Below are 11,155 nucleotides of genomic sequence, written 5' to 3' on the forward strand. Positions count from 1 at the left end.
CGGTCGCGATTCCATAGAGCCCCAGCGCATAGAGGTCCTTCTGCCCATGCGCTGGGGTGACATGGACGCTTATGGCCACATCAATAACGTGCAGATCGTGCGCATGCTTGAAGAAGCCCGTATTGCGGCATTCGGACCTCCCCGTGGGGCGGGCCTGCCCGGTACGGAGCCTCCGGCGGCCCTCTTCAACGATGTTGAGGAGGGCACCATGACCCTGGTGGTGGAGCACAAGGTCCGGTATGTCCGGACCTTGGAGTACCGCAACATTCCGGCAGTAGTGGAGATCTGGGTCGGTGCCATCAAGGGTGCCTCCTTCGACCTCCACTACGTCATCAAGGATCCGGTCACGCGGGAAGACTGCGTCAAAGCCACTACGCATTTGGCTTTCGTGGCCGAGGCCACCGGGAGGGTCCTCAGGCTCACTCCCGAGCAGAAGGAAAAGCTGGAGCGTTACCGCGCGTAGAGTTTCAGCATGAAACTTGAAATCGCCGTGGTAAGCGCGGCCGGAGCTGGCACGTCCGCATCCGAGGGCGCCGACCGCGTCGAGCTGTGCACCAGCCTTGAGTTGGGCGGTATCACACCCAGCCAAGGGCTCATGGAAGCCAGCATGGAGCACGTGGATGGCCGCCTTGAAATCCATCCGCTGATCCGGTGCCGCCCCGGGGACTTCCGGTATTCGGCGTCGGAAGTTGACACCATGGTCCACGAAATCCGGCATCTGCTCGCGCAGGGCGCACACGGTGTGGTTATCGGTGCCCTGACCGCGGAAGGCGATGTGGACGTCCACGCGATCCAGCGTCTGGTCGATGCGACCCGGGCGGCCAACCCGGCGGCGCAGTTGACCTTCCATCGCGCGATCGACCAATCCCGTGATCCGTTCGCTGTGCTGGATCAGCTGGTGGATCTTGGCTTTACCCGGGTCCTTACCTCGGGCCATGAAGCCACTGCGGGCGCAGGCCTGCAAACCCTTTCCGAGATGGTGGACAGGGCTGCTGGGGCCCTCGAAATCATGGCCGGTGGCGGCCTGGCTTTGGCTGACATCCCGGCAATGCATGCTGCCGGCTTGTCCGCGGTCCACCTGTCCGCCAAGAAAACGGTCTCCACCCTGCGGGAAGGCGCCATTTCCCTCGGCGCCCAGGACGGTGCCGATCCCACGGCCTACACAGTGACAGACCGCGAAATGGTCCGCGCTGCGCGGGCGGAGATCAATGCGCTGGAGTTGGATGCTCCGCCGGCGTAGTTTCGGCACGCAGATCACGTGATTCAGACCTTAGCCAAACAGCCCAGACGGGGAACCGGCACCGGGCAGATGCCAGCCCCCGCCCTCTCGCCCTATAGTGCTGCTTCAAGAGGCGACGCGAGGTCGAGTGCCGCTGTCACTTCGATTTCGACCAAGGCGTCAGGATGCGGCAGCGCGGAAACTGCGATGCAGGATCTGGCGGGGAAGCTTTCATTGAACGCTTGTCCGTAGATCCGGTTAACGTCGGCGAAGTCCTCGATTCGTGTCAGGAAGATGGTGGCCTTGATGACGTTCCGCAGGCTACTCCCTGCCTGGTTCAGGATGCTGGAGATATTTTCGAGGATTTGTCTCGTCTGCGCCGATGCATCGTTTGGGCGTTCGATGACGAGCGTTCGGGGATTGATCGGCAATTGGCCGCTGACGTAGAGAATGTTGCCGTGCCTGATCGCTTGGGCGTAGGGTCCGGCGGCGGGTGGGGCGGTGTCCGTTGCGATCCTGCTGATGGTATTTGTTGCTCTCGTCGTGTCCATATGGGTCTCCTGATCCGGCATGTTTGGGAGGCCTGCAGGGCCTCCCAAACACAACGGGTTAGTGGGAAATATCTTCAAGAACTGCGTGTTTTGTTTCGGGCAGGGCGATCAGGACTATGGCAGCGGCAAGGACAAACAATGCGGCACTGGCGCTGAAGACCAGGCTGGTGCCCCCTGCTGCGAGCAGCAAGGGGACCACGATCGGACCTAGCAAGGCTCCGAGGCGGCCTGCTGCCGTGGCCGTGCCGACGCCGATGCCACGGGCCCTGGTGGGGAACAGTTCAGGGGTAAAGGCGTAGATGGAAGACCACATCCCGAAGAAGAAAAACTGCAGTAGCGATCCGTAGATCATCAGCTGGGTTTCGCCGGAAGCTTGGCCGTAGAAAAACGCGGCAACGGCCGACAGGACTGTGTAGAGGGCGAGGCAGTACTTCCGGCCGATGACTTCGATGAGGAAGGCGGCAGAGAGGAAGCCTGGGATGCCCCAGAGCGCCATAAGGAGAATGAATCCGATGCTCTTGACGACGTCGAATCCGCTGTCAGTGAGAAGCTTGCCGATCCACGTGGTCAGCCCGTAGTAGCCGAAGAGGATGCAGAACCATACGAGCCACAACATGATGGTGCGTTGACGGTACTCAGGAACGAACAGGGCACGGATGCCTCGGTGCTCTTCTGAGGACGTTGCCGAAGGACCAGTGACGTCATAGTCGGGGAGTTGTAGCCCCGAAGCTTTGGATACGGCGGTTTCGATGCTCGTCATGACACGGTCCGCTTCGAGGGCCAGACCGCGCGAAGCCAGCCAGCGCGGGGACTCTGGAACGCTGCGTCGGATGACCAGTGCCCAAAGGGCGAGGATCGCTTGGAGGGCAAAGAATCCGCGCCAACCCCACGTCGGGACCATGAAGTAGGCGATGGCTCCAGCCGTGATAAAGCCGACAGGCCACGCGCCTTCGAGAAGTGCGGCGTATCGGCCCCGCTTATTGGCGGGCATGAACTCCGCGATGAGGGCCGCAGCAACGGGGAATTCCGCTCCCATGCCGACGCCCAGGAGAAATCGGAAGCTCGCGACGCTGTTGAAGTCCCAAGCGAAAACAAGAGCCAGGCTCGCCACTCCCCAGACAAGGATGCTGTATTGGAAGACGCGCTGCCTGCCGATGCGGTCAGCCAGGGAGCCGGCCGCAATAGCGCCCGTCAGCATTCCGGCGAAGCTGGCGCTGCCCAGCAGCCCTGCCTGCGCAGCGGATAGGTGGAATTCAGTGCTTATCGGTGAGAGAAGGAACGTGATGGCGCCAAGGTCGATGGAATCGAAGAGCCATGCGGTGGCGACTACAAGAAAAATGCTTCGCTGGAACCGGCTCCAAGGCAGTCGCTCGAGCCGTGCAGAAACAGCGGAGGGTGACCCGGCTGATTGATGTCCGGAACCAATGTTGGTAGTTGAGGGTTCTAACAAGTTTTTCTCCCTAGGGTGGAATGCGGTCATCGTTGACCGCGGCGGCAAACATACGTCACCCCCTTAGTGGGTGACGAAGCGTGTCATCAGTTTGATGTAATGCTCGTCACCGGTCAAGGGGGTGACTTAGTCATTCCTGTTTGGTGACAACTGTGAGTTCGTTAGAAGACGCAGCTTTTCTCGGACCATGCCCTTGCTGCCGGCCGCGTCGTGGCGCCACGGATGCGCCCCAGGATGTCGAGGAGGTTCGACTTGCTGGTGGCAAAATTGATCCGCACGAACGCTGTGGTGTCGATGGCAGTGTGTTGCGAGAACTCGGCACCTTGACTCAGCCGCACCCGCGCCCTGAGTTCCAGGTCAGCCGCAGGGTCGCCCTGATCCACCCCGGCGCTGGAGAGGTCGAGCCAAGCGAGGTAGGTCGCCTCTGGGGCATAATGCTTCACTTCGTAAGGCAGGTCATGAGTCCAAAGCCTGATGATCTGTCTATTGGCTGAAAGGGTCGCTTTCAGCTGGGCCAGCCATGGCTCACTCTGCGTCCATGCGGCAACTGTCGCCACTCGGCTAAGAATGCTTGGCTGGCCAAAGTAGTCCAGCGGTTCACTGTCCAGCGCGTCCCAAACGGACTGTGGTCCGACGTGGGCAACGGCGCATCGCATGCCCGCAATGTTGAAGGCTTTGGTGGCCGAGGTTGCGGTGATTGTGCGGGACTCGGCATCCTTTCCGAGTGAGGCGAATGGGATGTGGCGTTGGTCATCGAACGTTAGATCCGCATGGATTTCGTCCGACAGCACCACGAGATCAAGTTCCTCGGAAGTGCGCGCCAGGCTTGCCAGCTCTCCTGCGGTGAAAACCCTGCCGGTAGGGTTTTGGGGGTTGACCAGCACCAGCATTCGGCAATTCTCTTGCCTCAATCGGCCCGTCAGCCCCTCGGGGTCGAACCCCCAACTGCCACCGACGTCCACCATGGGGAGGGGGATGATTCTGCGACCAGATCGCTCGATTGTCGCCAGGAACGGCGGGTAGGTGGGTACGTGGATGGCGATGCCATCCCCGGGAGCCGTTGAATGTTCGATCATGACTTGGAGCACCTGGATCAGATCCGTGTAGATCCGAGTTCTGCCAGGGCTTGGATTCCAACCGTGGAGGCTGTTCATTCGCGCCTCGAATGCCTCAATGACGGGATCCTCGCCGCGCCAGAAGGGATATCCGAGGTCATGTCGCTCGACGACCTCACTTATGGCGTTTCGGACTGCGGGTGGCGTTCCGAAATCCATGTCGGCCACCCATGAGGCCAAGACATCGGACTGGAGGGCGCCCCATTTCACTCCGTGGCCGCCTCGCAGCCGTTCGCGGTTGATGGTGTCAAACTGTCCGCCGCTCATGACCGAACCCGGGAGCTCGCCGGAATGAGGAGTCCTGAATGCTCGGCGATGATGACGTCTCGCATCAGTTCCATCTGGCCGTGGTGCTGCGCGAGTTCCTCGTAAACGTGCTGGAGGGCTCCGCCTTGGGTGAGCGTGCGGTCCGGGCCTTGGAAGTCGACCGGTGGAACACTGCGGAGGGGTGCCTCGGGCTCGGCGCCAAGTACGTCCTCGATCAGTTGAGCCTTGGCGGTTTGAACCTCGTTCAGGAGCGGTTGGACGGACCCCGATGCGAGGAATTCCGATTCCCGGTCCCGGTCTGTGTCCCGGCCCGAGATGAGGTGTCCCACCCAGTAGTCGATGACGCCTACGCAGTGGGTGAGCAGGGCGAAGGGCGAATTGGCGCCCTCCAGGGAAGGTTTGCGGTTGGCGAGGTCATCTCCCAATCCGCGGACGATCGAAGTCATGCCATCAAGGGCGCGCTCCGTGAAATACAAGTAATCCTGACGATCAAGCATTGCTGTTCCTTTGCTCGCAACCGGCACCGTCACCGGCTTAGGGGGTGACTCAAGCTTGCTGCCAGGTCCGTCACCTGTCAAGATGGTCACATGGGCTTTGTTTTCGTCAGTGGTAACGCCGCGTTGGATTTCGTCGGTACGTTGAAGTGGCGCCGTTCGGACCTTGAAGAGCTGCTCAATTTGCCCGGTGATGTTGGCGTCTGGGCTGATGAGGCGGGCATCATTACAACGCCACTGGCCGTGTCTGATGACGAGTTTGTGGAGTTGCTTGGGTTGCGTGAGGCTATTTATCGGATGGTGACCAGTGAAATGGCCGGCTTGCCACTCCAGGATGCCGATGTGCAGGCATTGAACAAGAAGCTCGAGGGCAGGATCCCACGCCTCAGGTTCGAGGCCGGCGGCTTGATCCGGACGGGAGACGCGAGCAGCCTCGCTACAAGCATTGCTACGGCTGCCGCCGAACTGCTGAGCGGGGACGAGAGGTCGAAGCTCAAAGAGTGTGGGCGTGAGAACTGCACGCGCATTTTCATTGATCGGTCTCGCAGTGGTACCAGGACTTGGTGCGGCATGGAAGAGTGCGGCAATCGCATCAAAGCTGCAAATTACCGGTCGCGTCGCAAGGCGAGGACCGAACAACTCACTACTGCCTCCTGACCCGGGGTGCAGGCACCCGTCGCAACGGGGGCCGTGCCTGCGTCGCCCCCATTTGTCGAGGGAATCCCTGCCCATATCGCAGTGATCGCGGATCGCAATGACTCTTTACACAGGCCGCTCTGCGTCGAATGATTGAAGGATTCACCAACTCGGTGAAATGAACGCGAAAGCAACCTTCAGGAGTCCCAGCGATGCCGCTGCCCGAGCCGGTCCTACCGGCCCCCACCATCAGTTCGAACCAACAGCCAAGGACCAACCAGCAAATAGCCGGCCACCCGGAGGTGGATTGCGGGCTGGGAGAGTGGGACAAACTGCTCTACGGCAATCACCGATTCGTGGTGGACGTGGCGCAGGAAAGCCAAGCCGATGCTTTCCGCGTGATCCTGCCTTGGCGCCGACAGGACAACCATCCTGCGTCAGTGGAAGTCATCGTGGTCTCGGCGGCGTCCGGAACCAGGGTCCGGAATGTGCTCGTGGAGCGCGCCGAGCAGGAATCCGGAACCCTCGTTTTCCAGGCTATCGACGGTCCCGGGACGTACTACTTCTACTACTTGCCGTACGCCATGCTGGGCAAAGCGCATTACCCGCAAGCGGAGTACCTCCCGCGTCGGCAGGCTGCAGACCCGGCCTGGACCGCCGTCGTCGGCCAGAATGGCCAAGCAGGGTGGGCCACAATGCCTGAACTGCCCATCGCAAACGTGCTTCGCTACGAAGCGGCGAGCGGGCGGGACTCGTTCGCTCCAATGAACTTCACTGCCAGCAAGGACGAGTTGGCGCGACTCCATGAACTGCATGCGGGCCAGACCTTCGTGCTCTTTCCGGAAGACCGCCTGCACCCCATTTCCATGCGGAATGCCTTGCCTGCGCATTGGGCCATCGGCGGACCCACAGCACAGTTCCACGGCAACGCCGAGCCGGGGGAGGACTACGTGGTCCAGATCGGACTCTATGCGCTGCAGGACCTCCGTGACGTCACCGTGGAAGCAACGGGAGGCGGCCACTGTATCAACACCGATGGGACGGACAGGCTCGGCCAGCCGCTCCAGAAGAGCCTGACGGTTTCCGCGGGTGAGGTTCAGGCGCTGTTCGTGATCGTACCCGTCCCGAGGGAGGCAGCCGGCAGGACGCTGACCGCCTCGGTCACAGTGCAGGACGCGGGCAAAGACCCCCAACTCGTCGAAGTAGCGCTCAATGTTGCGCCGCTCGAAGATGCGGACCCGAGCATTGTGGACGGCGGCTTCGGTGATCCCCGGTTCCTGCGCCGCCTCGCGTGGCTGGATTCGGCTGTTGCCCAGGACTCTGACCTCGTGGCGCCCTTTATCAGGGTGACCTTGGACCAAGGCACTCAAGAGCTCGGAATCCTTGGCCGCACGCTTCGCCTCACGTCGTCGGGCCTGCCGGCGCAGGTGACGTCAACCTTCACCGCGGGCGTCACGGCAACGGATGGTCCCGCCGTCGAGCTTCTCGCGAGTGCCGTGCAACTGGACCTCGACGGGGTCGAGTGGGAGTACTCGCCGCTGGAATTCACCGAAGACGGTCCGGCCCGGATCTCGTGGCGCGGTCATTGGACCGGCGAGACGACCGGCGAGACGTCCGGCCAAGCAAGCGGCAAGACTGCCATTTCGCTGGAGCTGAACGGCGTTCTCGACGCCGATGGGGCAGTTTCGTACTCGCTGAACCTCACGCCAAAAGAAACGCTGGACGTGTCCGACGTCGGGTTGCGGCTTGAGTTCCACCAGGCCGCGGTGCCGCTCGCCATGGGACTGGGCGTACCCGGCGGGCGGCGACCGGCCACCATCGATTGGCAGTGGGACGTGGCGTCGAAGAACCAAGACGCGCTATGGCTGGGAGGCGTGAACGCCGGAATGCAGCTGTCGCTGCGGGATGGGAACTACGAACGGCCGCTCAACACGAACTTCTACCGTGAGAAACCGCTGCAGGAACCGGAATCGTGGGCAAACCGGCAGTCGGTTTCCAACGGGGAAGACGAAGTCCGTGGCGGCGTCACGCTGCGCACCGAAGACAACAAAGTAACCCTCCGCGCTTCGAGCGGCGCCCGGACCCTGGAACCGGGGGAGTCGCTCAGCTTTGACTTCCGCCTCTTGCTGACGCCGTTCAAGCCAATCGAACCCGGCAAGCACCTGGCCAAGCGCTACTTCCACGCCCCTGCAAAGCCGGAAGACATCAAGGCCGCGGGGGCAACGGTGGTCAACGTCCACCACGCAACGGCCCCGGCGCCGTACATCAACGATCCCCTGCTCAGCGAAGAGACCCTGCGGGGCTACGTGGCGCAATGCCACAAGGCCGGTCTCAAAGCCAAGATCTACAACACAGTCCGTGAGCTGACCTTCCACAGTCCTGAGTTGCTGCCGCTCCTGCAGCTGGACCATGAGATTTTCAGTGACGGACCGGGCCTGGGCCACATCTGGCTGCAGGAACATGCCGGGAGCGGGTACGTCTCGGCATGGTTCGCGCCGAATGTGGACGACATCGCTGTGGTCACCACGGGAGAGTCACGCTGGGAGAACTTCTACGTGCGCAGCCTGCAGGAACTGGCTCGCGGCGAAGACGGGATCGACGGCATCTACTTGGACGACATCGCTTACGACCGCCACGCGATGCTGCGGGTCCGCAAGGTCCTCGAACGGGCTTGCGTGGCACGGGGCCAGCACGGCCCGGAGATCGACCTGCACTCTGCCAACCAGTTCACGGCCCACGATGGCTTCGCGTCCTCGGCCAATCTGTACATGGAGCAGTTGCCGTATGTGGACCGTCTCTGGCTCGGGGAGTACTTCGACTACGACACCACGGATCCCGACTATTGGCTGGTGGAGTTGTCCGGCATTCCTTTCGGCCTCATGGGCGAGATGTTGGAAGGCGGCGGCAATCCGTGGCGTGGCATGGTGTTCGGCATGACCGGCCGGGCACCCAACGTGGACAACCGGCCACTCTGGGAATTCTGGGCAGCCACTGGCCTGGAGCACGCCCGGATGTACGGCCATTGGGACACCGCAAATCCGGTCAGTACCAGCCGCCCGGACGTTCTCGCCAGCAGCTGGCTGACCGACGCCGGAATGGTGGTGGCGCTCGCCTCCTGGGCCGAGGAGACTGTGGACGTGACGTTGAATTTCGCCGGCGGCGCTGTCGCCACCGGCCGCTTTGAAACCCCGGCAATCCGCATGGAAGCCCCGGTAATCCTGGGCTTCCAAGACGCTTCGAGCTACGCGCCGGGCGACACCATCACCCTTGAGCCGCAACGCGGTCTCCTCCTCACGATCGGATACTGACGTGGCAGATACAGCAACCACCAACCTCACTGTCACCGCAATTTCACTGACCATGGCAGAGCTCGGTCCGCTGAATCCGTTGCCTGTGGTGGCCGCGGAGCTTGACCAGCCGTACACGGTGGGCGAGGGCGTTCCCGAGGAACTCCAAGTGTCCGCACGTTACGGCTTGGTCCCCAACATGTATCCGTATCTCATGCAGGACGGGTACAGCCGGGAGGCGGCACCCAAGGAGCTTCCCGCCGTCGTGTTCGAAAACAGCAGACTGCGCGCTGTCGTCCTGCCATCGCTGGGCGGCCGCATTTGGGAGCTGTTCGACAAAACCACCGGCAAGCAACTCCTGCACACCCACGATGCACCACAGCTGGCCAACATCGCCCTGCGCAAGGCGTGGTTCGCGGGTGGGCTGGAGTGGAACATCGGTACCCGCGGACATTCGCCCACCAGTTGCGATCCGCTGCATGCGGCACTTGTGCACACCCCGGACGGCAAGCACATCCTGCGCATGTGGGAGTTTGAGCGGCTCCGGGAAGTGGTGTTCCAGGTGGACATCTGGATGCCGGAGGACTCGGACGTGTTGTTCGCAGCGGTGCGGATCCGCAACACCAACAACCACGATGTACCCATGTACTGGTGGAGCAACGCAGCGATCCCCGAGACCGACAGAACCCGCGTGATCGCGCCGGCGGATGAAGCCTATGGCAGCGACTACACCACGGACATCACCCGCGTACGTCCCACGCAGCATGAGGGCTACGACGGCACCTGGCTTACCAACAGCCCGCACGCGGCCGACTTCTTCTTCGACATCGACCCTTCCGAACGGCGCTGGGTTGTGGCAGCAGACGACGACGGCGACGGGCTGGCGATGCTGTCCACGAGCCTCCTCCGGGGCAAGAAGCTGTTCGTCTGGGGCCAAGGCCAGGGCGGCAAACGCTGGCAGGAATGGCTGAGCCCGGGAGCGGGACCGTACGCAGAGATCCAGGCCGGATTGGCGCAAACCCAATTCGAGCACCTGGTCATGCCGGCCGGCGCAGAATGGGCGTGGGTGGAGGCATACGGCAACGGTCACCTGGACCCGGTCATCTCCCATGGCACGGATTGGGATGCTGCGGTGGCGGACGCCAGCCAGCGCCTGGACGAGCTGCTGCCCCATGAGGAACTTGAGGCCATGCTGCCCGCAGCCGTCAGGAACGCCGATGTGCCGCCGTCGAAAATGCTGCTGCTCGGAAGCGGTTGGGGCGAGGTGGAGAAGGTCCGTCGCCACAAAATCGGCGTGGACTGGATCGACGAGAGCGGAACGCCGTTCGTGGGAGAGAGCGTGACGGCCGAACAGCAGCCGTGGCTGGATCTACTTCACGGTAAAGCGTTCGACGGCGTGCCCAGCTTTGTTGCGGGGCCGGACTGGGAGGAGCTGCTCGCAGGGCAGGACGGTCCTGAAGCGACCTTCCATCTGGCCACGATGAAGCATGCCCGCCAAGACCTGGAAGGCGCCAAGGCCGGCTACCGTCGCGTCCTCGCGGCACAAGATGCGCGGCCGACTACCCGGGCGCTGGCGCACCGGGGGCTGGGATTGGTCCTGCTCGCTGATGGTTCAACCGGGCAGGGAATCCAGGAACTCCACGAAGCCGTCGAGCAGGATCCTTCCAGCAGCGCCCTGCTCACGGAAGCAGTCACGCTCAGCATCCGGCACGGGAACCCTGCCCTTGCGCTGGAACTGCTCGCCACCGCACCCGGGGCGAGTGCCGCCGTCGGACGCTTGAAATTCCTGAGGGCGCTGGCGCTGGCAAAGAGCGGCAATGCCGCTGAAGCCGCGGCCATCCTGCGCGAGGGAGTGGAGATCCCGGACCTTCGCGAAGGAGAAGACGGCATCTCCGCACTCTGGCAGGAAGTGTGCCCGGGTGAGGCTGTTCCGACGGGCTATCAATTCGGGATGCATTAGTCCCCTCGAAGGACAAAACCCGCAGGGGATAGCGCATTTCAGTGGGAATGCGCTATCCCCACGCTTCGTAGTGCGGACATATTTTCGTCATCGGAAATCAGGCCTTGACGGGTGACCTGGGTCACGGTATGTTTGCGTAAACTCATCTATGTTCACGTAAACATGAACGGATCGGA

Annotated in this window: 9 protein-coding genes; 5 read left to right on the forward strand and 4 right to left on the reverse strand. The window is 62.3% G+C overall.

Annotation, left to right across the window (positions count from 1 at the left end):
* The first annotated feature begins 46 nt into the window (after positions 1-46).
* Positions 47-463, forward strand: coding sequence for an acyl-CoA thioesterase (locus tag ACIQC5_RS04695; RefSeq protein WP_400278846.1), 417 nt, complete (start codon positions 47-49; stop codon positions 461-463).
* A 9-nt stretch (positions 464-472) separates the two neighbouring features.
* On the forward strand, positions 473-1,240 hold the full coding sequence (locus ACIQC5_RS04700; RefSeq protein ID WP_400278848.1) for a copper homeostasis protein CutC: 768 nt from the start codon (positions 473-475) through the stop codon (positions 1,238-1,240).
* 92 nt (positions 1,241-1,332) lie between these two features.
* Here the strand turns inward: ACIQC5_RS04700 and ACIQC5_RS04705 are convergent, their stop codons facing one another.
* The 4 genes from ACIQC5_RS04705 to ACIQC5_RS04720 all read right to left on the reverse strand — a co-directional run bounded on the left by ACIQC5_RS04705 (position 1,333) and on the right by ACIQC5_RS04720 (position 5,099).
* Positions 1,333-1,770 carry a Rid family detoxifying hydrolase gene (locus ACIQC5_RS04705; protein WP_400278850.1) on the reverse strand — a complete coding sequence of 146 codons (438 nt, stop codon included), beginning with the start codon at positions 1,768-1,770 and terminating at the stop codon, positions 1,333-1,335.
* A 58-nt stretch (positions 1,771-1,828) separates the two neighbouring features.
* A complete protein-coding gene (locus ACIQC5_RS04710) occupies positions 1,829-3,220 on the reverse strand; it encodes an MFS transporter (protein ID WP_400278851.1) in 1,392 nt (463 codons plus the stop codon).
* A 161-nt stretch (positions 3,221-3,381) separates the two neighbouring features.
* The gene (locus tag ACIQC5_RS04715; RefSeq protein WP_400278853.1) at positions 3,382-4,602 is read right to left on the reverse strand and encodes a MalY/PatB family protein; all 1,221 of its coding nucleotides are present in this window, start codon (positions 4,600-4,602) and stop codon (positions 3,382-3,384) included.
* Positions 4,599-5,099 carry a DinB family protein gene (locus tag ACIQC5_RS04720; RefSeq protein WP_400278854.1) on the reverse strand — a complete coding sequence of 167 codons (501 nt, stop codon included), beginning with the start codon at positions 5,097-5,099 and terminating at the stop codon, positions 4,599-4,601. Before ACIQC5_RS04720 ends, ACIQC5_RS04715 begins: the two co-directional genes overlap by 4 nt.
* Positions 5,100-5,189: 90 nt before the next feature.
* Between ACIQC5_RS04720 and ACIQC5_RS04725 the strand changes: the two genes are divergently transcribed.
* The 3 genes from ACIQC5_RS04725 to ACIQC5_RS04735 all read left to right on the forward strand — a co-directional run bounded on the left by ACIQC5_RS04725 (position 5,190) and on the right by ACIQC5_RS04735 (position 10,979).
* Entirely contained in the window at positions 5,190-5,753 is a 564-nt protein-coding gene (locus ACIQC5_RS04725) for a CGNR zinc finger domain-containing protein (RefSeq protein WP_400278856.1), read from the forward strand.
* Positions 5,754-5,944: 191 nt separating this feature from the next.
* Positions 5,945-9,040 carry a glycoside hydrolase domain-containing protein gene (locus ACIQC5_RS04730; protein ID WP_400278858.1) on the forward strand — a complete coding sequence of 1,032 codons (3,096 nt, stop codon included), beginning with the start codon at positions 5,945-5,947 and terminating at the stop codon, positions 9,038-9,040.
* A gap of 1 nt (position 9,041) precedes the next feature.
* Positions 9,042-10,979, forward strand: a complete 1,938-nt coding sequence (locus tag ACIQC5_RS04735; protein ID WP_400278860.1) for a DUF5107 domain-containing protein — start codon at positions 9,042-9,044, stop codon at positions 10,977-10,979.
* Positions 10,980-11,155 lie beyond the last annotated feature (176 nt).

Origin of the sequence: Paenarthrobacter sp. NPDC092416 (assembly GCF_044755025.1) — a bacterium.
Lineage (GTDB): Bacteria > Actinomycetota > Actinomycetes > Actinomycetales > Micrococcaceae > Arthrobacter.

Bases quoted from the DNA above. Each gene is read 5' to 3' on its own strand.
- ACIQC5_RS04695 (WP_400278846.1), top strand. From the start codon at position 47: ATGCGCTGGGGTGACATGGACGCTTATGGCCACATCAATAACGTGCAG.
- ACIQC5_RS04700 (WP_400278848.1), top strand. From the start codon at position 473: ATGAAACTTGAAATCGCCGTGGTAAGCGCGGCCGGAGCTGGCACGTCC.
- ACIQC5_RS04705 (WP_400278850.1), bottom strand. From the start codon at position 1,770: ATGGACACGACGAGAGCAACAAATACCATCAGCAGGATCGCAACGGAC.
- ACIQC5_RS04715 (WP_400278853.1), bottom strand. From the start codon at position 4,602: ATGAGCGGCGGACAGTTTGACACCATCAACCGCGAACGGCTGCGAGGC.
- ACIQC5_RS04720 (WP_400278854.1), bottom strand. From the start codon at position 5,099: ATGCTTGATCGTCAGGATTACTTGTATTTCACGGAGCGCGCCCTTGAT.
- ACIQC5_RS04725 (WP_400278856.1), top strand. From the start codon at position 5,190: ATGGGCTTTGTTTTCGTCAGTGGTAACGCCGCGTTGGATTTCGTCGGT.
- ACIQC5_RS04730 (WP_400278858.1), top strand. From the start codon at position 5,945: ATGCCGCTGCCCGAGCCGGTCCTACCGGCCCCCACCATCAGTTCGAAC.